Source organism: Bdellovibrio sp., from assembly GCF_036384735.1.
Taxonomy (GTDB): domain Bacteria; phylum Bdellovibrionota; class Bdellovibrionia; order Bdellovibrionales; family Bdellovibrionaceae; genus Bdellovibrio.
In genome coordinates this window covers 221954-248100 of record NZ_DASVLT010000007.1, presented here as the reverse complement: position 1 = coordinate 248100, position 26147 = coordinate 221954, and the positions used below count along the sequence as shown (strand labels likewise).

Genomic DNA, 26147 nt, shown 5'->3' with positions numbered 1-26147 from the left:
TTTATCTATGGAAAAACTTTAGAAAAGCCTCGCCCCGGGGTCAAATCATATGCTTATTTTTAAATTAGTTGAGAGCAACCCAATCACATTGACCATCTTTAATGTGAAAGACCCGAACCTTTTCTTCGAACCACGAACCTAAATTCACCGTGCGAACAGGCTTTCCATTTACAGTTGTCATGTGGTCATCAAAAACATGCATGTGTCCCGAGACTATCACGTCGAAAGGCTCTTCCTGATAGGCTCGCTCCGTGTGCTTGCGAATCATTGCTAGAAGCTGAGCCTCGTTGCGCGCCCGATATTCACCACTCTTATCACGACTTTTTTTACTCGCGCGAGTCCCAGCCCAATTCCATAGCCAGCCAGGGAACATATATAGAATGAATTTATAACGAGGATTACGAATGAAAGCGCGATACTTCAAATACTTCTCGTCATTTAAATTGATAAGATCACCGTGCTCGACACGTACCTTCAGATTATCAATTTGAAAGTACTGGGCTTCGACAAAAACTTTAACGCCCAGTTTTTTTTCAAAATATTTTTCTACATGAACGTCATGGTTGCCTTCAATGAAAGTCACCTTGCCGCCGGCGGCAATAAGATCTTTCAGGGCCTGCATGTGCTCGGGAAACCGTCTTGCGAAGAACTCACTGGGACCGATCCACAAATCAAAAATATCTCCGAGCATGAACAGATGAACTTGCTTCGGATTTTTCTCAAGTAAAGAACGCAAAAAGCGCAATAGGATTTGCCCATTGCGCTCTTCAGCGGTTTTTAAGTGAATGTCGGATATGAACCAGGCTTCCACTATTCTTTATTGTTCAGATCAAAACCTTGTTTCTTGCGGATGAACGCAGGAACTTCCAAGTTTTGGCTAGAGAACGGAGAACTCAAAACTTCGCGAGCCATGCGGCGAGCTTCTTCCAAAGATTGTTGTTCATGATCAACGTTCATAGACAACTGCTCTGGATTGTTGTGGCGAGCTTTCAACTCTTGGCTTTCTTTGAAAGCGCGAGCTTTAGCTAACAACATATCGCGAGGAGAAACACCTGCATCAGCTTGTTGAGGCTGAATCGGAGTTGCCACTTCTTGATGAGCCTGAACCGGAGTTTGCGGCATCATATTCTGAGCTGCTTGTTGCGCCACTTGCGGAGAAACTGGAGCAACCGGCGGAACAACAACAGTCTCAGTTACCTGCGGCTGGGGAGACCCCGGGGACTGAGCCAAATCCGGATGAGCATAGCTCATCACTTGAGATTGAACAGATGCGATCGGTGGAAGCTCCACTTGAGGCATTGTTGGCATAGGTCCCATAGATGCAGGCATTTGCGGCATAACTGGCATCTGTGGCATTTGGAATTGAGGCATTTGCGGCATAGTTGGCATTTGTGGCATCTGAGGCATTTGTGGCATTTGGTGATGCATACCCATGTTCATGTTGCCGAATTGAGCCGACTGTTGATTCAAGAAATTTTGCATTTGATTTACTTGAGCCATATCGTTCACAAGTTTCACTTCGTGAGCATCGAAACCAGTAGCGATAACAGTGACGCGAACTTCTTCGCCCATGCTTTCATCAATAACAGCACCGAAAATGATTTCTGCATCTTCATGAGCTGCTTCAGTGATCAAAGTCGTTGCTTCGTTCACTTCGTACAATGAAAGATCCGAGCCACCAGTGATGTTTACGATAATGCCAGTTGCACCGTCGATTTTTACGTTCTCTAGAAGAGGAGAAGAAATCGCTGCTGTCGCTGCTTCTACGGCGCGGTTTTCACCTTTCGCAGAACCAGTACCCATGATTGCGATACCTTTAGAAGACATAACAGTGCGAATATCTGCGAAGTCCAAGTTGATCAAACCACGGATGTTGATCAAATCAGAGATACCTTTTACAGCTTGCAACAATACTTCGTCAGCTTTCTTGAAAGTCTCAAGAAGTGGCGTTTTTTCAGCTGCGATAGAAAGAAGTTTTTGATTCGGGATCACGATCAACGTATCAACGTTTTCCTTCAACTCTTGCAAACCGGCTTCAGCGTGTTTGCCGCGTTTTTTACCTTCGAATTGGAATGGCTTAGTCACCACACCGATAGTCAATGCACCCAATTCACGAGCAATTTTCGCCACGATCGGAGCACCACCAGTACCAGTACCACCACCCATGCCGGCAGTTACGAATACCATGTCAGCGCCTTCTAGCTTTTCAACGATCTCGTTGTAAGACTCGATAGCCGCTCTACGTCCTACATCTGGGTTTGCACCAGCGCCAAGACCTTTAGTCAAATCGATGCCAAGTTGGATTTTGTTAGAAGCTTTATTTGCGTTCAATGCTTGGATATCAGTATTTGCTACGATGAATTCTACGCCGCCCATGTCTGCCGCGATCATTGTAGTTACGGCATTGCTTCCGCCACCGCCAACGCCAACAACTTTAATATTAGCACCGATATTGATATTCTCTTCTAGTTCAAACATGTGTCCCTCCCGACATATTTGTTGCGCGGTAAGTACCGCATTTTCTATAAGGCCTCCAGGCCTCATTCACTCCGGCTCCGCCAGAGTAGTGGGTAATCTGAAACTTAAAAAACTTTTTCTAACATCTCTTTGAGCTTCTTAGTGATTCCGTTGAGGGATTCACCAAGATTGATCTCTGGCTCTTGCTGATTCTGATTCAACAAATCTTTTCTTTGACTCAAACCGTACATCAACAAACCGACTGCAGCAGAGAACTCTCCTGATTTCACAACGTCTGTCAGGCCACCGATTTGTGTCGGAGCTCCACGACGAACTGGAATATCAAAGATGAACTCGCCCATCTCAACCAAACCATCCAATTGACTTGCGCCACCAGTAAGAACGATGCCCGCACCCAGCATTGGCATCACACCACTCATGCGGATGTCGTTCGCGATCAAGTTCACAGTTTCCTCTGCCCTTGCTTCGATAACATCGGCCAAGTCTTTGCGAGGAATCACGCGAGCCTTACGACCGCCGACACCTTCAACTTCGATAGTTTCATTTTCATTCACCATGGAAGCCATTGCACAACCATGTTTTTTCTTAATATCTTCGGCAGCGAACTGTGGAGTACGAAGACCCACCGCCACGTCATGAGTGAAGTGCTGACCACCCACCGGAATTGTCGATGAGTGAGCCACGCTGCCATTCACGAAGTACAAAGCATTACTTGCACCACCGCCCATGTCGACAACACAAACGCCCAAGTTTTTCTCGTCATTAGAAATCACTGCTGTCGCTGAAGCCAATTGACCTAGAACAAGACCCGCGATTTTAAGACCTGCGCGCTCAACACATTTAACTGTGTTGTTGATAGCACTTTGACTGCCAGTCACAATGTGAACCTGAGCTTCCAAACGGATGCCAGACATACCCACAGGATCTGTGATACCGTCTTGCCCGTCGACTTTGAACTCTCTTGGAAGAATGTGTAGAACTGTGCGATCTGCAGGAACAGCAACAGCTTTTGCTGCCTCGATCACGCGATCAATTTCGGAAGTTGTCACTTCGCGATTTTTGATCGCCACCATACCTTTAGAATCAAAAGAAGAAATGTGCGTACCAGAAACTCCAACCCAGACATCGCTGACAGAGTATCCAGACATCAATTCTGCTTCTTCTTTTGCTTTTTTGATGGATTCAGTAGTGGCTTCAATATTAACGACAACACCCTGACGGATGCCAGTATTCGGAGCTGTTCCAACTCCTGCTACTTCAATTTTTCCCTCGGGATTGACTGTTCCGATAACGAAACAAACTTTGGTAGAACCAATATCTAGACCAGCCAACACGGGAGCTTTCGGTTTTGATGTACTCATCCTTAAGCCTCAAATCGGAAGGCTTTCACATCGTTATGTTCCGTGGATGCCTTCACTAAGCAGTTAAACTTATTGTTGGAAAACCATTTGCAAAATCATTTCGCAAATTTTAGACGGACTACGGCCCGACTTTGATCGGTCTTCCAGACTTAAGCTTAGGGATCCTTACGCAACCTGACAAGGACTTTCTTTGACAGATTCGCGTCTATGACGCGCGCGTCAAATTGGCGAGTTTCGAGATAGTCGACGACCTGACTGACACGAGCAGCTTTTAGTGCCACTTGATCTTCACCGATTTTCACACGAATTCCGGTCTTGATCATGGTCATCCAAAAACCTTCTTTATCATCGAAGCGAATTTCAGAAATTGTTTTTTTACTGAACGATCCTTCAGCAGGAATTTGTTCGATTACATTCACTGCTTTTTTCCGAAGCTCATTTTTCTTTGCGAAAGAATCACCATCAAGAAGTGCAACATCAGGTGCTTGCTTCGGTTCAATCGGCTCTAAGAAAGATCCATCTTTAATAATAGGAATCAATTTTCCGTTCTTGCTCATGAACAATAGTTTCACTTCGTAAGGACGAACTTTCACAGACAACGTTGAGGGCCAGCTGCGAGAGATCATGGAATTTTCAATCCATGCAAATGTGCCAACTTCTTTCGAGAGTCCACGCAATTTGATATGCCACAGGGATGTGCCTTTATATTTCGCCAACGCAGCTTCAAGCGCATCAACATTTGGCTTCAAGAATTGCTCTTGGCCCGGAGTGGGATTTTCCAAAACGATGTCGATTTTTTGAATATTAAAGAAGCCGTTCTTGTTCAGATAAAAAAGAGTTCCAGCCAAAGATGCAGGAAGAACAATAAAACCAAAGATAAGTTTAAATATTAACTTCTTCACTGAAACTACTCCGCAAATCCTCTGCTGTCGTGAGTTTTAGATTAACAATAAATGGATTCACAATGAAATAGAGAATTAAATCAGGACCTAGGTAGTGACCGAGGGCAATCCCAGGGTGGATTCGTTACAAACGCGACACTGCTTCTATATTGTTCCTGCAATCATCTCCCGATAGAGACACGCGCCAAAAAAGAGGTTTTGCCTATGAAGCTCGGAACTAAAATTATTTTGAACATCGCCATTTCCATCGTAATTTGCACTTTGGCAGCCGTAGGGATTTCATCTTCCAAAATTCACAAGCAGGGGCGCGAGCAACTTGTTGAAAAATCCCGTGCTATTTTATCACGTCTGGAATCGATTCGGTCCTACGTAGCCACTCAAGGCGGACTTGAAGCAGAAATTCAACGTGCAGTGGCAGCATTTCCCAATGGAGATCTTAATAAGGAAATCCAAGATCGCATTTTACGCCGAGTCCCCGTCTTCGCAGCCATTAAGGTCGGCTTCGAGGGAGCTGAAAAAGACTCTTACAAATTCCGCGTCTTTTCAGATGAACCTCGTCAGTCAGAAAACAAAGCTACTGCGAGTGAAATGGAAATCTTAAAACGTTTTGAAGCGGACCCAAAATTCCCAGAACTTATTGAGAATGGAGATGAATCTATCACCGTCTATCGCCCCGTCAGGCTTTCCGAATCACAAGGATGTCTGATCTGCCATGGAGACCCTGCGACCTCACCTTGGAAAAATGGCAAGGATATTCTTGGCGCACGCATGGAGAATTGGAAAGACGGAAAACTTCACGGTGTCTTTGCCGTAACTTCATCAACGTTGCCAGTTAAAGCTGCGGCACAATCTTCAAGCATGTCGATTCTGCTTTGGACAGCCTTGATTTCCGCCCTGATTTTAGTCGTCTCATTCATCTTAATCCGTATGAACCTTTTGTCCTTGCATTCTGCGATTGTGAAATTGAATTCAGCGGGCGATCAGGTGTCGCACGCAAGCCAAGAAATCCTAGTGTCTAGTCAAACACTCTCACAGTCATCTGTGCAAGCAGCCGCGTCTATCGAAGAAACATCCGCTTCCACGGAAGAAATATCGAGTATGGTAAAGCGCAATTCAGAACATGCCGTTCTCGCCAGAGATCTTGCAAAGACTGCTGCAGACAAAGCTCATCAAGGCGAAAACGAGGTTCGCAAACTAACGACATCCATGGACGAGATTTCCGCGAGTTCTAAAAAGATCGAAGAAATCATCACCGTTATCGATGACATCGCTTTCCAAACAAATTTATTGGCCCTGAATGCATCGGTGGAAGCTGCTCGCGCTGGTGAGCACGGAAAAGGCTTTGCCGTCGTGGCAGAAGCCGTGCGCAGCCTTGCCCAAAGAAGTGCGACGTCGGCGAAGGAAATTTCGCATCTAATCAACGAAAGCACTAGCAAAGTCGAATACGGTCATGCGGTGGTTCGTTCGAGCGAAGCCTCGTTAAAAGAGATCGTCGTCGCCATTGAACAACTTGCAAACTTAAACACAGAAATTTCCACAGCTAGCAACGAGCAAGAAGCCGGCATCACACAGATTACTCAGGCTTTATCTGATATGGAAAAAATCACTCAAGCCAATAGCGCCTCCGCAGAAGAGTGTTCTGCCGCTTCTGAGGAATTAAACAGTCAATCGACCGTCATGAAAACTGTCGTTTCACAGTTGACTCAATTGGTGTCGGGCCAAAACTAACCCCTACCCATCGTCTCAAGTTAGAACAATCTGCCCCAAGCGAACAACTTCGTGTTAATTATCGACCGCAGAGACTTCTGCGGTTTCGCTGTCTTTAAGAATGACCCTGGGGGTACATATTTGCAACAATGTTTTCTATATTTGGGGTCTACTGCAACAACGAAAGCAGTGGAATACTAGGTCCATAAAACAAGCTTTCCTTAGGAGGAAAATATGGCTACTTGGAAAATCGACCCCGCTCACTCAAGCGTAAGTTTCTCAATCAAACACATGATGATCGCAAAAGTTCACGGTGCCTTCGATAAAGTTTCCGGAACTCTTCAATACGATGCTTCTGATGTTTCTAAATCTTCGGTTGAAGCTACTATCGAAACCGCAAGTATTAATACTCGCGAAGCACAACGTGACACTCACTTGAAAAGTGCTGATTTCTTTGATGTAGAAAAATATCCTTCTATTACTTTCAAATCTAAAAAAATCGAAGGTTCTGATGAAGAATTTAAAGTCACTGGCGATTTGAGCATCCACGGTGTGACAAAAGAAGTTGTGATCGCTGTTGAAGGTCCTTCTTCTGAAATGAAAGACCCATGGGGTAACACAAAAATCGGTATCTCTGGACAAACTAAAATCAAAAGAAAAGATTTTGGCTTGAATTGGAATGCGGCCCTTGAAGCCGGTGGTGTGCTAGTCGGCGACGATGTGAACATCACACTTGAAATTCAATTTGCGAAACAATAGGCCGCGAAGACTTAGCTTCGGTGCAAAGTGTTTTGTGCGAATCACTTCCTCCCGTCACCGAAACAAATGCTCGCGAGTCCCCAAAAAAAGTAAAAAGCCCGGCATCTCTGCTGGGCTTTTTATTGCCTTTTTATTGCACTTAATGAATCGTAAGTTTCAAAGTCAGTTCAATTTTAACTTCTAGATTTTCTCTAAAACATCAAGACCAAGCTTCCAGCCGTCACCCGCACCCAAAGTGATGAACACATCCCCATCTTTAAGCATTGATACGATCTTCTGACTGGCCTTATCGTCACGAAGGAAATACTGCGCATTTTCATGCTTCATTTCTGAGGCAAGTTTTTCACTGCTAATACCTGGAATCGGAGACTCCCCGGCTGGGTAGATGTCAGTAAGTAACAACTGATCTGCTTCCATAAATGCAGTCGTGAAATCATGCCAGCAATGTTGCGTGCGAGAGAATCTGTGGGGTTGGAAATAAACCACCAAGCGGCGCTTCGGATATCTTTCGCGGAAGGCCTGCAAAGTTGCTCGCACCTCTGTTGGATGATGGCCATAGTCGTCGTAAATACGGATGCCTTTTTTCTCGCCCTTGAAGTGGAATCTGCGATCCACACCCTCAAATCTTTTTAAGCCCGCTGCACACGTGTTGAACGGAATGCCCGCTGCCACACCAGCACAGATCGCTGCCACTGCATTCAAAGCATTGTGACGACCTGGAACGTTCAATTGGAATTTACCAACTAAGTGGCGAGTTCCCAGCAAACGATCACTGCGGAACAAAGAGTAATCCCCTTGTTCACCGCTTAAAACCAAATCGTTCTTTTCATCAAAGCCATAAAATAAAATACGCTTCGGGAAGTTTTCAAAGATTTGACGAACGATGGGATCGTCTCCGCACGCAATGACTTTTCCATAGAATGGAACTTTCAAAGCAAAATCAAAGAAGTTCTTTTGCAAGTTTTCAAAAGTTTTAAAATGATCCAAGTGATCTGAATCGATATTTGTGATGATCGCAATTTCTGGCGACAACTTATGGAAGCTGCCATCGGACTCATCAGCTTCAGCCACAAGCCACTCGCCACTTCCTAGCATCGCCGTGGACTTAATCATCTCGAAACGACCACCGACAACAATTGTAGGGCTCATGCCGCCCTCAAGAAAGATCGCCGACGTCATCGAAGTTGTTGTTGTTTTACCGTGAGTTCCCGCCACTGCGATACCACGTTTTAAACGCATGATCTCGGCCAAGGCTTCGGCTCTTGGAATCAATGGAATTTGGCGAGCACGAGCCTCAGAAATTTCTGGATTGCCGTATTGAATCGCGCTTGAGTAAACCACAACGTCGGCGTCGCCAACATTTGAGGCTGCATGACCTTTATAAACTTTTACACCCAGTTCTTTCAGACGATCGGTATTGGCATTTTCAGAGATGTCACTGCCAGTCACTTTCGCACCGATGTTGTGCAAAAGCTCCGCAAGACCACACATACCGATTCCGCCCACTCCAACAAAATGAAATTTCGCGCTTTGTAGTTTCATTGCAAGATTTCCTTTGCGATCGTCGTCGCTGCTTGAGGAATATAAAGACTCTTTATATTCCGAACCATTTCCTCTCGCAATGCTTTATCTTGACGTAAAGATTGGACTTCTGAAATCAACCTTTCAGGGGTTAAATCTTTCTGCAAAATCATGCGACCGGCATTTTTCGCCACCAAAATCTCGGCATTTTTTTGCTGATGATCATCCGCTGCTGGAAGTGGGACAATAATTGGAATAATGCCAAAGGCCGCCGCCTCTGCGATAGAACTTGCGCCACCACGACTGACAATAATGTCTGCCCATTTATAGTATTTAGGCATGTCATAAATAAACTCGTGAACTTCAACTTCACAATTTGCTTTTTGATATTTTGCCGAGACATCTTGGTAATCAAACTTACCCAACTGATGAACGACAGAAAGATCCTTCGTCCACTCACCGCCACTTAACACGGCGTCACTCAACGCATTATTGATGATACGCGAGCCCTGACTGCCCCCAAAAGCAAGCAAATGGAATTTGTGGTCTTTATCACCAAGATGGACTGCATCCTCAATTTCCTGACGAACAGGCATCCCCGCTTGAATCACAGAAGCATTTTTCAAAAATTTCTTAGACTCGGCAAAAACAACGAAACACTTATCAACAAAACGAGATAACAAACGATTCGCCATCCCCGGCATCGCATTAGGTTCCCAGATTGCCGTATTAAATCCGATCAGACTTGCTGCCAATACAAACGGACCGGAAGCATATCCACCTACACCGATTACATACAGAGGTTTTAATTGCATCAACAAACGCACGGACTGCCACAGTCCATAGGGAATCCTCATCAAGGTCTTAAGCTTTTTGATAGGACTTTTAACGTTAAGCTGACCGGATTCGATCAGATGAAGAGGAAAACCTTCACGGGGTACAATCTTAGATTCAAGGCCCTGTGACGTACCGACAAAATGAATTTGCACGCTTGGATCCACTTTTTGGATCGCCCGAGCAATTGCGATGCCCGGGTAAATGTGTCCGCCAGTTCCTCCACCGGCAATCACAATATTTCTTTTACTCATGGATCTTTTTCCGTTTCAGAAATCTAAATTAATTTTTCACCTTGGCCGAAGTCCATCGTGAAGTTCCGAAGCGACGAGAGAATTTGTCTTCTTCGAAAGAATTCTCGATATTCAAAATCAGGCCGAACATAAAACATAATGCCACAAGAGAGCTTCCACCGTAACTCAGGAACGGCAGAGTCAGACCTTTCGTTGGCAAGAGTCCCATAACCACGCCTGCATTGATAAACACACTCAGACCAAAAGTCACGCTGAGACCCAGCGCAAGAGCACGCTTGAAGGGCTCCTCAGCTTTGACGGCGATTTGAATCCCTCTGAAAACCACAAATCCATAAAGAGCCATGATCGCGACGAAGCCCACAAAACCCATCTCTTCGCCTAGGACCGCCAAAGTGAAATCAGTGTGCGCCTCTGGGAGGAAGAACAATTTCCCTTGCCCCTGCCCAAGCCCCGCTCCTGTTAAGCCTCCTGAGTGAAAGCTGAGCATACTCTGAATGACTTGGAATCCTTTTTGAGCCGGATCGGACCATGGATCAAGGAAAGCCAAGACACGAGCCCGACGATAAGGAACCAACATCACCAGGAAGTAAAATGCCGGAATGATCACAGCGACCGCACCCACAATGTATTTCCACTGCAAGCCGAAAGCAAAAAGAAGAGCGACACCCACAATCGTGATAATCGCAAAGCTTCCAAAATCAGGTTGTTTTAATAAAAGCAACATAGGAGCGATCATCGCAAGAATCAACCACTGCCACTTTGCTCGTCCTAGAATGTTGTCTTTACGACATAGCAGACTTGCGAACCACATCGAGAAGGAGATCTTCAACAGTTCCCCCGGCTCGAAACGAATTCCCAATGGCAATTGAATCCAACGAATCGCACCGCCGACACGCACTCCCAAACCCGGAATGAATGTCGCCATCACCGAAAGTGTTGCGATGAACCATAAAGCCCAACCAAATTTTTCGATAAATTTAAATGGAATGTGAATGGTGCCAATCAAAACTGCCACCGCGATGATCGCAAAGATCAACTGACGTTTGAAGAAGAACAAACCGTCACCGTAGGATTCAATGGCAAAGATAAAACTTGATGAGTAAACCTGAACAAGGCCAATCCCCAAAAGGGTGATGATGGCCAAAAACAAGCTGCTGGATAAGTATCTCAACATAGTGGAACTCCTGATCTTTAGTGTAATCAGAAGTCCGGATTGACGTCTAGGCTAGAGGAAAAACTGGACCCTATTCTTCTACGATATCGTCAGAGGACTCATCGGCTTTTGGAGTCTCTGCCGGCTTCACCACTGTCGCTGCTGGAGCGACAACTGGAGCTTGCTGCTGCGCCGGAGCAAGAACAGAACGTTGTGTTTGTTGTGGTCTTTCCCGACGCACTACTTTAGGTTCGTGACCTTGCATTGCGCAACAATACATCACACCAATTTGATCAGAGGCATTTTTATAATTCGTGATCGAGAAGGGACGATTTGCATCACAACGACGAGCCATTTGCATGTTCAACTCGACGTCAGTGTCAGGGTGTTGATCACCATTGATGAATTCACAGTACAAGCCGGAATTAACGGCCATTTTTTCACGCAATTCTTGGCGGGCTTTGAATGTGCCAGATGCACACGCGGAAAGAAGGAATAGTGGTAACAATGCAATAGCACAAACACGAAACACAAAGCCCTCCTAGCTTTATAAAACAAAGGCCCTCGTACTGAGAGCCTTTGATGTTTCACATCGTTTTTTCCGCTCCAGATAAACCGAAGCGATCGCCGAGTAATTTATTACTTCGGCGAAGCCGAAGTGCAGACAAACAACTCAGTGAAATTTTCTCACGATCTCTTTAAAATAATCGCCGCGTTCTTCAAAACTGTCAAACATGTCAAAAGATGAACAACCCGGAGATAATAGAACAACATCACCAATTCTCGACTTTTGATAAGCGATCAAAACCGCCTCCTCGAACGTACCAATCAAGAACGTTTCAGAGAAGTCACCAAGGTCGCGATTAATTCTTTCTTTCGCTTCCCCGACCAAGATCAAGGTTTTTACCTTTCTTTTCACAGCCGTACGAAGAGGTTCATAGTTCAAATTGGTGTCTTTGCCACCCGCGATCAAGATCACGTTTTCATCGAAAGTATCAAGCGCACGCAAAACCGCGTGAACGTTTGTAGCTTTAGAATCGTTGTAGAATTGAACGCCGCCCACTTTGCGAACGTATTCAATACGGTGAGGAAGACCTTGGAAAGTCTCGATGGTTTTTTGAACTGCTTCACGAGTTGCACCATGTTCACGTGACGCCAAAATAGCCGCCATGATGTTTTCCACAGAGTGCTTGCCACGCATTTTCATGTTCTTGATATTGAACGTTTCGATCTCTGGCCCCGTGCGCACGCGAATTTCATCGCCGATATTCACTGCACCACCGATGTTCATGATCTGTGGTTCTAAAGCTGGTTTACGGGAGAAGTAGAAAATACGTCCACGTTGAACCGCTGGATCACGAGCCAACTCGACAACCGCATTATCGTCTGCATTCAAAATACTAGTCGTCGCTTGGTTTGTGTTTTTGAAGATACGACGTTTTGCATTGACGTATTCTTCCATGGAACGATAACGATCCAAGTGATTTTCAGCCAAGTTCGTGAATACGATATTACCTGGATTGAAAGTATCGCAATGTTCAAGCATGAAGCTAGAAACTTCTGCGATCACAACTTGAGCTTTTTCATCAAGACGTAAGTAATCGACCAATGGTTTTTCAGTCGCGCCACCCACCCAAGTTTTGATACCTGAAGCGTTCAAAATAGCTTCCGTCAAACGAGCGACAGTAGTCTTACCGTTCGTACCCGTTAAACCGATGATGGGTTCTTTGATAAATCCCGCCGAGAATTCGAACTCGCCCGTGATTTTGATACCTTGAGATCTTGCATAATCAAAGATTTTCAAGTTCGAAGGCACACCCGGAGACAAGATCACCAAATCTTGCGCAATGAATGTTTTAGGACTGTGACCACCCAATTCAAATTTGATTGGCAACTCACCCAATTGCTCTAACTGAGTCGAAAGCTCTGGCTTCGATTTGTGATCTGTGACAGTCACTTGCGCGCCATGCTTCGTTAGAAAGTGAGCTAAAGACGCACCCGTCTTACCAAGACCCACAACCAAAATTCTTTTGTCTTTTAATTCACTATACTCTTTGTACATGCTCTTACCTCAATTTGAGAGTCGCCAAACTTAAAACTGCCAATAAAATAGAAATAATCCAGAAACGAACGATGATCTTCGTTTCAGTCAAGCCACCCAATTCAAAATGGTGATGAATCGGAGCCATCTTAAACACACGCTTGCCAGTCATCTTGAATGAAATCACTTGAGTGATTACGGACAATGCTTCAACAACGAAAACACCACCCAAGACAACCATCAACAATTCATTCTGAGTGATCACCGCCATAGAACCCAAGAAGCCTCCGAGGGACAACGAGCCCACATCCCCCATGAACACTTGTGCCGGATAAGCGTTGAACCACAAGAAACCCATCCCAGCAGCAACAATCGTCGCCGCTACCGGAGTCAGCTCACCCGCACCCACAACATGGTGAATTTGCAAATAGCTCGCGATAGAAAAGTGACCTGTCACATATGCAAATAAACCCAGAGTCGCCGCAGAGATCATCACGGGAACAATCGCAAGACCATCCAAACCGTCTGTTAGATTCACAGCGTTCGCGGTTCCAACAACCACCAATGCAGCAAATACGACATAGAAATAGCCAAGATCAAATGACAATGACTTCACGAACGGAATTGTCACGGATGTACTCAAGTTGTGGTACTGAACCAAGTAAGCAACTACAAGACCACTGATCAAGAACTCCCCAGCCAAACGGATTTTACCAGAAAGACCTTTTGAATTCTTTTTGCTTACTTTCAACCAGTCATCCATGTAACCGATAAAGCCAAAACCCCATGTGATGATAAGAACCGCCCACACAAGTGGGTTCATCATATCCACCCAAAGAAGACATGGAATCAAAGTCGAAAGAAGAATCAAGCCTCCACCCATTGTTGGAGTTCCTGCTTTTTTCTTATGAGATTGAGGGCCGTCATCGCGAATCGCTTGACCGAAATGTTTTAGCTGCAAGCGTTTGATAAAGTAAGGACCCCACATCCAGCAAAGTAAGAAAGATGTGAAGAAAGCGATGAACGTTCTAACTGTGATGTAGCGAAAGACATTCAACGGAGAAAAATGATCCGCCATTGAATAGAGCCATTGATAAAGCATGAATCCCCTGCCGTGGAAATTATTGAAATAACTAGGAACTTTAAGGGTTTAGCATAACTAGACCTTTCATTACAACATTTATTTCATAAGTATATGTAATCACTTGGTTTTTCAAAATCAAAAGATCCTTTATTCAGCGGTCCTTGAGACACGAAGCGTGCGATTCAACATGAAAAACTCCAAACTCTGAAGAAAGCGCACTCTATCAGGAGAAACGATTCACGATGAAATTAGTATTCAAAGCGCTTAAACGTGCCGCTTCTTTTCAAGCCCCAGACGATCTTAAAATTCTATTGCCCGTCCTCGGCGATAAATTCATTCTGATAAAGCCGAGGTGCACATGAAAGCAATCGTCGTTGAAGATTTCAAAAAAACTCCGCGCTGGATGGATTTCAAAGACCCTATAGCGGGTCCTGATGAACTTGTTGTCGAAGTTGCGGCTTCGGCACTGAGCAACTTGGTGAAGGCACAATCCAACGGCACTCACTATAGTTCAGTGGCTTCATTTCCATTTGTTCCCGGCGCCGATGGAGTGGGAAAACTTTCTAACGGCACTCGCGTTTTCTTTATTGCTCCGAAAAGACCTTTTGGTGCTATGGGTGAAAAGTCACTTGTCCATAAGGATCTTTGTGTTCCCGTTCCCGATGATGTGAGCGATGAGACGGCGGCCTCTATTGCGAATCCAGCAATGTCTTCTTGGGCAGCTCTAAGTCATCGGGCTAAGATGGTTGCTGGCGAATCCGTTTTGATCAACGGAGCGACCGGAACTTCAGGTCGTCTTGCAGTAAAAATCGCGCGTCATTTAGGTGCAAAGAAAATCATCGTTACAGGTCGTGATCCAAACAGCTTGGATTATTTACGTTCGATCGGCGTGGACGAAGTGATTTCGCTAAAACAAGAAACCTCACTATTGTCTGCACAATTCCGTGAGGCTATCAGTCGCGATCACGTGTCAGTTGTTTTGGATTATCTGTGGGGATCTTCCGCAGAAGCTATTATTGATGCTATCGGCGGCAAGGGATCTCATCACAACAACCGTCCGATTCGCTTTGTGCAAATTGGTTCTATTAGCGGTCACACAATCAATATGCCTGCGTCCGCTTTGCGCAGCACAGGTTTGGAAATTATGGGCAGCGGACTTGGCAGCGTGAGTGATAAAGACTTAGTTCAAGTCATTGGCGAGGCCTTGAAAGTAGCGACGCGCGCCGATCTTAAAGTAGATTACGTCACACGCCCCATGACTGAAGCAGAAAATGTTTGGAATCAAGATTTCGGTAACGATCGTTTGGTCTTTACTCGACCTTAATTGGATTTCTTTTCGGGGATAAGCTCTGCGAATTCTTTTGTCAGAGCTTGAAGTTGCTTCTGCAACTGCGCTTGTTCTTCCATCGAGCGAACCTGTTGCATCTGCACGGTCAAATGATTTACATCCGCGATGATCTCGTCTGCACTGCGATCAGCCCTGGCTTCGACTTGAATTAAGATGGTAATAAGAAAAGTGATAAGTGTGATGGCTGCTTTCATACGACCTCCCCTGTTCGCAGGAAGGTCGTATTGCAACGAAAAGGCCAAGGATTCAGAGTCAACTTGCACCAAGTAAAAACTTCTTGGAGCGACTCTATTCCACCGCCATTGTGCCTAGAGCATAGTCCACGGCGCGCTTTTGTAATTCATAGCCGATCAAAGCCTGTGCTCTGGTGGCTTCGGCTTGCACTAGGGCCGTTTGGGCTACGGAAAGATCTACATAGTTCAACGAACCAACTTCGTAGCGACCTTCGCTGACATCGTAAGCTTTGCGAGCAGCGATCAAACCTTTTTCAGAAGCTTCAAGTTGTTGAACTGCCGATTTATAATCATTGATCGCCTGGCGAACCTCACCCACAACTTGATTGCGGAAATCTTCTGAATCGATTTTCGCTTTGAATGCAGTGACTTTTGCCCGTTCAACGTTGGTCGAATTTGACCAGTGATCAAAGAGACTCCAAGTTAACACAAGACCATAATAGTAGGAACCTTGATCGCGCAGCTGATCTTCAAAAGAAGGCGCTGATGCCGGAGCCATGTTGGTGCCATTCACATACTGATAGTCAAATGCTCTGGCACTGGACAAATAACTTCCTACAAAATCCAAGCGAGGGAAGTATGCCGAACGCACGGATGTGACATCATGGCTTGTCGCTTCCGCATTCAATCTTGCGACGTCATAGTCGCGACGATTTTCGAGCGCTTGACGAACCATTTCCTCTTCAGACATCTTGGACACATTCTTTTCAAGCTTCGTCACTTGCTCTTCAAGTGCGGGCTCGATCAACAAGTATTGCTCATCCGGACTGATACGCAGCTTACGCAGAAATGTAATCATGTCTGTCTTCAACTTGTTTTGAGTTGTGATGAAGAAGGCCTCGTCCTGACTCGTTTGCGCTTGTTGACGGAATAAGTCAGATTTATTGCGAATGCCCACTTTTGTTTGCTCTTCCAATAAAGTCTGACGCTCTTTCGATGCCTTTAAGTTTTTCTCTGCAATCTTCACAAGTTTTTGGTCAAGAACTACCTGCAAATAAGATTGAGTGATATCCAGAGAGATCTGCTGCTTTGCGCGGAACAAAGTTTTTTCAGAAGCATCTCTGCGTTCATCGGCAGCTTTCCATGCCGCGATGTCGCTAAAGCCATTAAACAGATTCAACGTTGTCGAGATCGTGTAGCTTGGACCGTAACTTGAGCTATTCACCAGTGTCGGGGTCGAACTCACAAGATAGGTCTTCCCTTTATTGTAGTTGTAAGCACCTTGCGCCGTTAGATTCGGAAGGAATTGCAAATAGCTTTGCAAAACCAACGTCCCGCCGAACTCGCGGTCACGTTGCGCTTTCAAGATAGTTGTCGATGACTTAATAGCCATTGAAATACTATCTTCCAACGTCAATGTTTTATCTTTAGCAGTTCTTTGCGCCTCTTCAACGACAAGAGGTGGCTCTGTTTCTACAGTTTCCTGAATGCGCACAACTTTTGGTTTCTGCGCATCAACTTCTTTTGATTCAGCTTCTGATTTTGAAGAAGCTGTATCGATGGGTGCTGCAGCAGTTGCAGGCTCCGCAGTCGTGCTTGTTTTCGCACTGGCAGCGTTATCCGCAGCTGGAGCACTTTCCTGAGCATGGGCTGATAAGCTCAGCACCAAGCTCACAAAAATTATTTTCCAGACGCTTCGGCTTTTCATTCTTTAGCTCCCGCTGCCTTAATTGGGGACACCGTTGTTCCCACCAAAGGCTTATCGCCTTTGTCATTTCCAGAAGGTGCTGCCGGATCTTTCACCGGGCGTACTTTACCGTGGTCAGCTACGGTATTACCCAAATTTAAGGCCACAGTCTGGCCTTCTTGAAGACCGCTTTGTACTTTTACGCTTTTACCGCTGTTATCCACAACTTTCACTTCAGTGTAAGTGACCTCGTTGTTTTGATCGATCACAGGCACCATTGTCTTGCCACCGCGAAGAACCAGTGCTTCCGCCGGTACTTCCACGCCGGGAACTGTTTTTAGATTCAATGAAACTTCGACCAAACTTCCCGCTACAATGTCAGATTTCTTGTTGTCCAAATCGATTTCAGCCAACAACATACGAGTCTTTTCGTCCAATTGACCGGAAACCCTTGCCACGTGACCTGTCAGATTCAAATCAGGTCTTTCCGTCAATGAAATGCTGACAGGTGTTCCTTTGGAAACAAAAATCGCATCACGTTGATCAAGATAAACATACACACGAAGCTCAGTCACTTGAGAGATCGCCAGCACTGGCAATGCACTTGTTTGTGAAGCTGTCGCATTTTGTACCAAGGCACCAGGATCAGCGAAGCGTGCCGTGATCGTTCCATCAAACGGAGCTCTAAGGGTTTCATAGGATTTCAAAACCTCTGCCGACTGCAAGTGAGCAGAGGCAACTTCAGCATCTGATTTCGCGTTATCGGCCTCTTGTTGAGAAACCAGATCACGTTCAAGCAATTTCGCAATACGGTCAGAAATGGCTTTCTTATTGCGAGCATCTGAAAGTGCTCCCTCGTATGCCTTGTCAGTTTCGGGAGATTCAATAATTGCCAGGACTTGTCCTTTTTTAACAACATCCCCTTTATCAACCTTCACTGTTTTCAAATAACCGCTGACCTTCGCATACAAGGTCACCGCAGCATACGGTCTTGCCTCACCCAGAAGCTTCACTGTGCGCTCTGCCGGAGCCAGGGTCGCCTTCGCAGTTTTTACCTGTGGGCCCTTCGCCAGCTCTTCTTCAAGTTTGTGCTGCTCATAGAAAGCGCTACCGTACGTCCATACGATGAACAAAACGACAACCGTCAAGGCCCCACCTAGAATACGCCGCGCGCCTTTTTGCAATTCAGGCGGAGCCGCATGATAGGAAGCCATAATCGATTTATAGATCGAGCGAATTTCATTTAATAGAAAATGTACTAAATTTTTCATGGCATCAGCCCTTCTTCTTCTTCCGCTTTCAATTTTTCGTCCAACGTATGTTTCGCTGGCATTTCAATTCTTAATAAAGAGTAAATAACTGGAACTACAAACAACGTGATGAATGTAGCGATACACAATCCACCGATCACCGCACGACCGAGCGGGGCATTCTGCTCACCACCCTCACCCAAGGCGAGAGCCGCTGGCATCATACCTAAAACCATCGCACACGCTGTCATCAAAATAGGACGAAGTCGCGTGATACCTGCCTCCAATGCGGCATCAATGGGTGACATACCTTTTTCAACACGCAGTTCGTTGGCGAAACTGACCATCAAGATCGAGTTCGACGCCGCGATACCCACCGCCATGATGGAACCCATGAACGAGGACACATTGATTGTCGTACCTGTCAAAAGAAGCATCCACAAGATGCCCATCAAAGCACCTGGAACCGCAACCATGACAATGAATGGATCCATCCATGACTGGAACAATACAACCATCAAAAGATAAACCAGGAAGATCGCAATGATCAGACCCAAGCCCAAGCTTTTGAAAGAATCATTCATGACCTCACCTTGGCCACGAACTGTGATTTTCATCCCGGCTGGAAGCTGTCCCAGAGAAGCAATTTGCTTATCTATCTGAGAAGAAACAAATCCAAGATCTTTGCCTTCAACGTTCGCCGTTACGTCCAAGACACGTTGAACGTTGTTATGGCTCACCGAGCTCATCTCTGTCACAGGTCTCATCGTCGCGAGGTTGCCCAAACGTTGAGTTTGCGCTTGTGGATTTTGCCCCACGGCCGGAACGACACCAGAGCCTCCTCCCAGCGACGAGGTCACAGGAGTTACAAGTAAATCACCCACATTGCTCAAACGAGCCATTGGCACCTTCACAACCACAGGGTAGTTCACGTTGTTCGTCGGATTCAGATAAAACGAAGGTGCAACCATCGAAGAACCTGAAAGACTGATCAACATACTATTCGCCACGTCCCTTTGCGAAACACCCATTTGAGCTGCACGAACACGGTCCACATCCATGCGCAAAGTCGGATAGTCGAATACTTGTTTCAAAGTGACATCCGTCGCACCAGGGATCGTCTTCATCTTACGAATCAGCTCTTGCGCGATTTGGTAAGACTTATTGACGTCAGCAAATTCGATTTGCACGTCGATCGGAGCAGAAACACCAAAGTTCAAGACCTGACTCACGATATCCGCAGCCTGGAAGTAAATCGTCGATCCCGGGAAATTCAAATTCAAATCTTCACGGATTTTCTTAACATATTTATCTGTGGGCTTATGATCTTCCTTCAAAGCCACAAAGATCTCTGCGTCTCCGCCGTTTACGTTGTCCGTAGATACGAAGGCCAAGTTGAAGTAAGTCGGAATACCGATCATTGTATTGATCGTGCTCAACTCTTCCTTTGGAATGATGGCACGAATACGATCTTCTGCTTGTGCGACCAATCTTTCCGTCTCTTCAATGCGAGTTCCCGATGGGGCTCTGAAGTGGATCTTCATCAATCCTGTATCTGATACCGGGAAGAAGTCTCGACCAATGACAGTCAAAGTTAACAGTGTAATAACGAAAGCACCCAATGCGGTCCACAAAACGAACGGACGATTTTCGAGGAATTTTTTAAGCAGACGGCCATACGCCGTTTCAAGATTTCTGAAGAATTTAGCGAAGCGAGGGAACGCCTCGTGCTCGGGATCATGTCCCGCCGAATGATCTTCTTTTGCCAGCAATATCCTTGAAAGAAGTGGCACAAGTGTTCTTGATAAAACATAAGAGGCCATCATCGAAAGCACAACGGAAAGTGCCATTGGCGTAAATAGATATTTCGCCGGCCCCGTGATCAATACAACCGGGAAGAATACGATACAAATCGCCAAAGTCGCCATGATCGCAGGTAATGCAATTTGTTCAGCACCAACGATAATCGCTCTTGTTAATGGTAACCCCAGAGTTCTATTACGATGGATATTCTCGACCGCCACCGTGGCATCGTCGACCAACATCCCGATCGCAAGTGAAAGACCACCTAGCGTCATGATATTGATAGAGTTCCCTGTAAATTTCAAACCAATGATTGCCGCAAGGATCGCCAGAGGAATCGACGTACAAACCACGACAACGTTCTTCCAGCTTCCCAAGAAGAGCAAAATCATCAGTGAAACCAGAGCGGATGAAATCAAAGCTTCGCGCAAAACGCTCATGATGGCAGAACGAACGAAAATTGACTGGTCAAAGTCCAATTTCAGATTCATGCCTTTTGGAGCTGACGCTAAAATTGTTGGGATTGTTTTCTTCGTTTTATCCACGACATCCAAAGTAGATGCGTCTGACTTTTTCAAGATGTTCAAATAAGTAGCTCGACGGCCATTAACACGAACGATATTAATCTGATCCGCAAACGAGTCGCTGACATCGGCAACATCCCCGATTGTGACGACCTGAGGACCTACGACTTTAATAGGGATCTTCTTGAATTCCTCCACCAACTCCGGGCTCGAGTTCAAGGCAACATCATATTCAAACGTGCCGATACGAGCGGAACCTGCTGGTAAGATAATATTTTGGGCTGTTAAAGCCGATAGGACGTCATAGGAGGAAAGACCTTTCGAGTTCAAAACTGTCGGATTGACATCAATATTAATCTGACGACTTTTACCGCCATAAGGAGCCGGTGTCGCCAGGCCAGGAACCGTAAAAAGCTTCAATCGAATAAAGTTCAAGCCGTAGTCGAAAAGTTTTTCTTCGGGAATGGATTCACTCGAAATCGTGATCTGAGCAACCGGAACACTCGACGCATTTGATTGAATGATCACCGGAGGTTGCATTCCGGGAGGCATCGAACGCAATGCCGACGCTGATGATGCACTAATCTGCGCGATCGCAGAACCGATATCGGCGCCCGGTTGGAAATAAACTTTAACCAAGCCCGTACCTGGAGTCGATGTAGATTCAATTTTCGAAACCCCATTCACCGAGGTCGTGATACTACGTTCAGAGTATAATGTTACGCGCTTCTCGACGTTCTCGGCAGAAAGACCAGGATAATTCCAGATCAAACCAACGACAGGAATATCGATGGTCGGAAAGATATCGATCAACATCGACTTGATGCTGAGAATACCTCCCAGGAAAAGCAGCATACAGAAAACGGCAATCGTGTAGGGACGACGAAGTGCCAAACGAACGATCCACATGACGTAAACTCCTTAGAGCTTGGAAGTCAGCATGTCGATTAGGGCATGAGCTGTACTTAGAAGTTCTTTCTTACTTGTCTTTGTTCTTAATAAAACGCTAAGTCCGTAGGCCGCTGTCATCAGTAGCTTTGCAGATTCTTCAACGTTCAAATCTTTTCTTAATTCTTTGGACTGAATGCCTCTTTGCAAAGCGACTTCAAAGCCCTTTCGCAAATTAGTAATTGCAATTGTCACTTCACGCCCCACTGTCGAATCGGGGTCAGAAAGATTCGCGGCGGTTTTCATCATGAAACAGCCGGATGGATAACCGGTTCTATCACTGTGATAAACGAGATGATCAAAGTACTTTAAAAGAGCTTCGCGAGCGGAAAGATCTTTGTCGCGCAAATAATTTAACCGCTGACTTCCCAGACTCTGGCGATAGTATTGAAGAACTTCGAAGAACAACGCCTCTTTGCTCTGGAATGTATTGTAGAAGCTAGAGGTTTTAATTCCCATGGCGCCAAGCAAATCTTCAAGACTGGTTTTGTCATACCCATGAATCCAAAAAGCCCTGAGAGCCCCTTGTATCGCCTCTTCTTTGTTAAATGCAGGTTTGCGTCCCATAGAAACCGACTATAAAGCTATTTTGTAGGGATCACTACAAAATATTCCATAGATGTTAACAAATAGGACAAAGCTCCAAACTTAGCGTCCCAAATTAGTTCGCATGCTAACGAATATTAGTTCTTTTCAGAAAAATCTAAAGGCTCACAAGGATAGACAAATCTTTCGAGTTTTGTTCCGCGCGACGCCTTCACGACAGCGATATCACCATTTTTTAGACTATGAGCCAGATCTTTCCCCGCTTCATCTGTATAATCTTTTTGAATATTTGATGGGTTCTTATAGTTTACGGTCGTCAAACCTTGAGTAAATGCTTCTGCATCATCGCCAATGAAATAGACTTTATCAAAACCAGCAGTTCCCACACGCTCGCCCAATTCGCGATGAAGATCTGCCGAGGCAGAACCCATTTCGCGCATTTGGCCGAAGACTCCAATTTTTTTACCCGGCACGGTCAACAAGCTGACGTTATCAATCAATGCCTTCATGCTATCTGGATTTGCGTTGTAAGCATCAAAGATCATCTGCGCGCCGGACTTCAAGTGCACAAGCTGATTGCGCCCCCAGTTTGTTTTGCAATGAGGAAGTCCTGCCCACACCTGTTCAGGAGTCATACCCACGGCCAAACCGAGAGTTGCCGCCGCCATTAAGTTGGTCAGATTCTGCGCCCCAAACACTTGCACACGGGCCGTACCCGCAACACCTGCGATAGCTCCTTTGATTGCGAGCTCGTGCATATTCATCGACGAGATTATCAAATGCACATCTGCACGCGGATCTTCAGAAGAAAACGTCAACATTTTTGACTGAGGAAATTTTTCGCGACCGCGAACATACATATTATGCGTTTGCGTATTATCTAAATTATAAATGCGGATCGCCTCGTCTGAGGCCGCATTATAGATCTCCTCTTTAGCCTCTGCGATTTTTTCAATCGTACCGAAGAACTCTATGTGGGCTCTGCCGACCATTGTGCAAACCACAACGTCAGGCTCTGCAATGTGAACAAGCTCGGTCAATTCGCCTGCGTGATTCATTCCCATTTCAACAACGGCCACTTCTTTATTGGGATCTAGTTGTAACAAAGTAAAAGGAACTCCCCAGTGATTGTTGAAACTTCCTTTGTTGAAATGAACTGTCTTCGCAGAACCGATCAATGCCGCGGTAAACTCTTTCGTTGTCGTCTTACCATTGGAGCCTGTGATCGCGACAATCTTGCCTTTCGATTGGCGACGAGCCCAAGTCCCAAGTTGCTGCAAAGCCTTCAATGTGTCAGGCACCAAAAGAACCGTCATCTTTCCAAGCAATTTTTTTACTTGGTCATTTTCTTCATGAACTAGAATGCCAGCGGCTCCTTGCGCTGCTGCTTTATCAAGAAAACTATGAGCATCAAAGGCTTCGCCTTTCAAAGCGATAAACAATTGCCCCTTCAAATCCACACGGGTGTCAGTTCCAATTCCAGTGAATTGAGTTGTTAAAGAGCTTAATACTTTCGCTCCAGTTACCTTTTCAATTGTTTGCACGTCCATGGCTCTCATTGATTGATCCTCACTATCTCTTAAGCAAAGCTTCTTCAGCGACTTCTACATCGCTGAATGGAAATTTCTGTGTTCCGATGATTTGGTAGTCTTCATGACCTTTACCGGCGATCAGAACGACGTCGCCTTCATTTACTTTTTTAAGTGTTTCAAAAATGGCCTCTTTGCGATCGACGATCACATGAGTCTTATCTTGGGATTTTACTCCGACCATAATATCTTTGATGATGGCCTGCGGATCTTCTGTGCGGGGATTATCCGACGTGACCACCACCTCATCTGAATATTTCAAAGCCATCTCGGCCATCAAAGGACGTTTGCCTTTGTCGCGATCTCCACCGCACCCGAAGATAGTCCAAATTCGCGCAGACGATTGAAGATTTTCGCGGACCTTATTCAAGGCCGTTAACACATTCTCTAAAGCATCAGGGGAATGCGCGTAATCAACAAAGACCGAGACATTTTTATTATTCGGTACGGATTGCAAGCGTCCCGGCACTCCGGTAAATGAAGACAAAGCTTCACAACACAAAGACAACGGCATTCCTGCCGACATCCCTGCCGCAATAGCCGCCAACGCATTCATCACGTTATGAGTTCCCGACATCGGCAAATGAACTTCACCCACACCTACAGGTGTTGTAATTTCAAAATGAGTCAGCGCAAAATCCATCCGTTTGATTTTAAATCTAAAGTCAGCATCCTTTGAACCGTAAGTCCAAAGATTTGCGGGTTCTGCCACTTTCAAGCGACGACCATATTTGTCGTCAGTGTTAATGATGGCAAAGCACGGACTTTTTGTGGTCTTCCACATGAGGTCCGTGAAAAGCTTTTGTTTTGCCTCAAGATAGTTCTCCATCGTCTGATGATAATCCAAATGATCACGAGTCAGATTTGTAAAGATCACTGTATTGAAAGGTACGCTATCGACACGATGTTGATCCAAGGCGTGAGAGGAAACTTCCATTGCCACGGCTCTCGCGCCTTCATCCCGAAACTCACGCAAACGCTTTTGTAAGAAGATAGGATCGGGAGTCGTCATATCGGATGCCCATACTTTATTTCCCAAATGATGGTTTACGGTTCCGATAACTCCTGTCGAAATTTGACCGTGATTCAAAATAGCCTCGGTCATATATGTCACAGAGGTTTTTCCATTGGTTCCCGTGACACCTACGCAAAAAAGTTCTTGGCCAGGATCTGCATAGTAGCGTGATGCCAAAAGATCCAGGGCTTCACGACTGCTGGGAACTTGCAGAACAACACCATCGAAACTTGCGGGAACTAGGGATTTATCTTCAACAACTAACGCAAGAACTCCTTTAGCGATGGCATCAGGAATAAAACTGTGTCCATCGACTTTGACGCCACGAATGGCGACAAAAACTGAATCAGGAATCACCTTACGAGCATCATTAAAAAGTCCCGTCACCTGTAAGTGAGAAAAGATATCGCTCGGAACCCCGGGTAAGGCAGAAAAAAGATGCTGTAGATTCATACTGCCCAGTATAGTATGAAGCCATTATGAGACAACTCGGAAAAATACATTGCGAAGAAATTAATCAAGACGACAATGCGCCCTGGGTCATTCTATTCCATGGCTATGGAGCAGACTGCAACGACCTGCGTCCTTTGGGCGAAATGATTTCTACGAAGAAAACTTACAACTGGCTTTTCCCGAATGGTCCTTTGGAAGTTCCTATTGGTCCCGCGTGGATGGGTCGCGCGTGGTGGAATATCGACATGATGGAAATTCAACGGGCAATGGAGACCGGCACTCATCGTGACTTTTCAAATGAAGCGCCGAAAGGAATGGAGAAAGCTATCGATGCAGCTTTTGAAATGATTCGTCAAATGCGAGTTCCTTGGAATCAAATTATCTTAGGCGGATTCAGCCAGGGCGCGATGCTTGCGACAGAGCTGTATATGCGCGCCCCTGAAACACCAAAAGGCCTAGTCATTATGTCTGGAACTTTGGTAAATCAGGATAAATTAAAAGCTTTAATTCCAAATCGCGCTGGCGAAAAGTTCTTCCAAAGCCATGGGGAAGCAGATCAGGTTTTAGGATTTAAACAAGCACAGAAATTAGAAACTCTTTTAACTCAAAATGGGATGAAAGGCTCCCTGATGAGTTTCCGCGGAGGCCACGAAATTCCCGCACAAGTTCTGACGAAGATTGGCGAATACATCAATGGTCAAAACTAAAAAAGGGCGC

General features: G+C 45.5%; 21 protein-coding genes. 4 read left to right on the top strand and 17 right to left on the bottom strand.

Annotated elements, in window-relative coordinates:
• Nucleotides 1-64: 64 nt before the first annotated feature.
• The 4 genes from VF412_RS01830 to VF412_RS01815 form a co-directional block, all read right to left on the bottom strand.
• Nucleotides 65-811 carry a UDP-2,3-diacylglucosamine diphosphatase gene (locus VF412_RS01830; RefSeq protein WP_331337489.1) on the bottom strand — a complete coding sequence of 249 codons (747 nt, stop codon included), beginning with the start codon at nt 809-811 and terminating at the stop codon, nt 65-67.
• Nucleotides 811-2478 carry a cell division protein FtsZ gene (gene ftsZ, locus VF412_RS01825; RefSeq protein ID WP_331337488.1) on the bottom strand — a complete coding sequence of 556 codons (1668 nt, stop codon included), beginning with the start codon at nt 2476-2478 and terminating at the stop codon, nt 811-813. The genes VF412_RS01830 and ftsZ overlap by 1 nt, the downstream gene beginning before the upstream one ends.
• Nucleotides 2479-2582: 104 nt before the next feature.
• The gene (ftsA, locus tag VF412_RS01820) at nt 2583-3839 is read right to left on the bottom strand and encodes a cell division protein FtsA (RefSeq protein WP_331337487.1); all 1257 of its coding nucleotides are present in this window, start codon (nt 3837-3839) and stop codon (nt 2583-2585) included.
• 155 nt (nt 3840-3994) lie between these two features.
• Nucleotides 3995-4741, bottom strand: a complete 747-nt coding sequence (locus VF412_RS01815; protein WP_331337486.1) for a cell division protein FtsQ/DivIB — start codon at nt 4739-4741, stop codon at nt 3995-3997.
• Nucleotides 4742-4945: 204 nt separating this feature from the next.
• On the opposite strand from VF412_RS01815, the gene VF412_RS01810 reads away from it, so the two are divergent.
• Nucleotides 4946-6469 (top strand): methyl-accepting chemotaxis protein, encoded by a 1524-nt coding sequence (locus VF412_RS01810; RefSeq protein WP_331337485.1) that lies wholly within the window; start codon nt 4946-4948, stop codon nt 6467-6469.
• 213 nt (nt 6470-6682) lie between these two features.
• The gene (locus VF412_RS01805; RefSeq protein ID WP_331337484.1) at nt 6683-7207 is read left to right on the top strand and encodes a YceI family protein; all 525 of its coding nucleotides are present in this window, start codon (nt 6683-6685) and stop codon (nt 7205-7207) included.
• A 180-nt stretch (nt 7208-7387) separates the two neighbouring features.
• Here the strand turns inward: VF412_RS01805 and murC are convergent, their stop codons facing one another.
• From murC to mraY, 6 genes are all read right to left on the bottom strand, one after another.
• A complete protein-coding gene (gene murC, locus VF412_RS01800; RefSeq protein WP_331337483.1) occupies nt 7388-8749 on the bottom strand; it encodes a UDP-N-acetylmuramate--L-alanine ligase in 1362 nt (453 codons plus the stop codon).
• Nucleotides 8746-9816 (bottom strand): undecaprenyldiphospho-muramoylpentapeptide beta-N-acetylglucosaminyltransferase, encoded by a 1071-nt coding sequence (murG, locus tag VF412_RS01795; protein ID WP_331337482.1) that lies wholly within the window; start codon nt 9814-9816, stop codon nt 8746-8748. The genes murC and murG overlap by 4 nt, the downstream gene beginning before the upstream one ends.
• A 28-nt stretch (nt 9817-9844) precedes the next feature.
• Entirely contained in the window at nt 9845-10990 is a 1146-nt protein-coding gene (gene ftsW, locus VF412_RS01790; protein ID WP_331337481.1) for a putative lipid II flippase FtsW, read from the bottom strand.
• Nucleotides 10991-11060: 70 nt separating this feature from the next.
• Complete coding sequence (locus VF412_RS01785; protein WP_331337480.1) at nt 11061-11501, bottom strand: hypothetical protein; 441 nt, start codon at nt 11499-11501, stop codon at nt 11061-11063.
• Nucleotides 11502-11642: 141 nt separating this feature from the next.
• Entirely contained in the window at nt 11643-13031 is a 1389-nt protein-coding gene (murD, locus tag VF412_RS01780; protein WP_331337479.1) for a UDP-N-acetylmuramoyl-L-alanine--D-glutamate ligase, read from the bottom strand.
• Between the two features lie 4 nt (nt 13032-13035).
• A complete protein-coding gene (gene mraY / locus VF412_RS01775; protein WP_331337478.1) occupies nt 13036-14112 on the bottom strand; it encodes a phospho-N-acetylmuramoyl-pentapeptide-transferase in 1077 nt (358 codons plus the stop codon).
• Nucleotides 14113-14452: 340 nt separating this feature from the next.
• On the opposite strand from mraY, the gene VF412_RS01770 reads away from it, so the two are divergent.
• Complete coding sequence (locus VF412_RS01770) at nt 14453-15418, top strand: zinc-binding alcohol dehydrogenase family protein (RefSeq protein WP_331337477.1); 966 nt, start codon at nt 14453-14455, stop codon at nt 15416-15418.
• On the opposite strand, the gene VF412_RS01765 is transcribed toward VF412_RS01770, so the two are convergent.
• The 7 genes from VF412_RS01765 to VF412_RS01735 all read right to left on the bottom strand — a co-directional run bounded on the left by VF412_RS01765 (nt 15415) and on the right by VF412_RS01735 (nt 25430).
• A complete protein-coding gene (locus VF412_RS01765; RefSeq protein ID WP_331337476.1) occupies nt 15415-15636 on the bottom strand; it encodes a hypothetical protein in 222 nt (73 codons plus the stop codon). The genes VF412_RS01770 and VF412_RS01765 overlap by 4 nt on opposite strands.
• A 94-nt stretch (nt 15637-15730) precedes the next feature.
• The gene (locus VF412_RS01760; RefSeq protein ID WP_331337475.1) at nt 15731-17323 is read right to left on the bottom strand and encodes a TolC family protein; all 1593 of its coding nucleotides are present in this window, start codon (nt 17321-17323) and stop codon (nt 15731-15733) included.
• Entirely contained in the window at nt 17320-18573 is a 1254-nt protein-coding gene (locus VF412_RS01755) for an efflux RND transporter periplasmic adaptor subunit (RefSeq protein ID WP_331337474.1), read from the bottom strand. The genes VF412_RS01760 and VF412_RS01755 overlap by 4 nt, the downstream gene beginning before the upstream one ends.
• Nucleotides 18570-21788 (bottom strand): efflux RND transporter permease subunit, encoded by a 3219-nt coding sequence (locus VF412_RS01750; protein WP_331337473.1) that lies wholly within the window; start codon nt 21786-21788, stop codon nt 18570-18572. The genes VF412_RS01755 and VF412_RS01750 overlap by 4 nt, the downstream gene beginning before the upstream one ends.
• Before the next feature lie 12 nt (nt 21789-21800).
• The gene (locus VF412_RS01745; RefSeq protein ID WP_331337472.1) at nt 21801-22394 is read right to left on the bottom strand and encodes a TetR/AcrR family transcriptional regulator; all 594 of its coding nucleotides are present in this window, start codon (nt 22392-22394) and stop codon (nt 21801-21803) included.
• Between the two features lie 116 nt (nt 22395-22510).
• Nucleotides 22511-23932: a UDP-N-acetylmuramoyl-tripeptide--D-alanyl-D-alanine ligase gene (locus tag VF412_RS01740; RefSeq protein ID WP_331337471.1), complete on the bottom strand. Its 1422-nt coding sequence runs from the start codon at nt 23930-23932 to the stop codon at nt 22511-22513.
• Between the two features lie 13 nt (nt 23933-23945).
• Complete coding sequence (locus VF412_RS01735) at nt 23946-25430, bottom strand: UDP-N-acetylmuramoyl-L-alanyl-D-glutamate--2,6-diaminopimelate ligase (RefSeq protein ID WP_331337470.1); 1485 nt, start codon at nt 25428-25430, stop codon at nt 23946-23948.
• Between the two features lie 26 nt (nt 25431-25456).
• Here VF412_RS01735 and VF412_RS01730 point away from each other — a divergent pair, with 26 nt between their 5' ends.
• Complete coding sequence (locus VF412_RS01730; RefSeq protein WP_331337469.1) at nt 25457-26137, top strand: serine esterase; 681 nt, start codon at nt 25457-25459, stop codon at nt 26135-26137.
• Nucleotides 26138-26147: the final 10 nt, after the last annotated feature.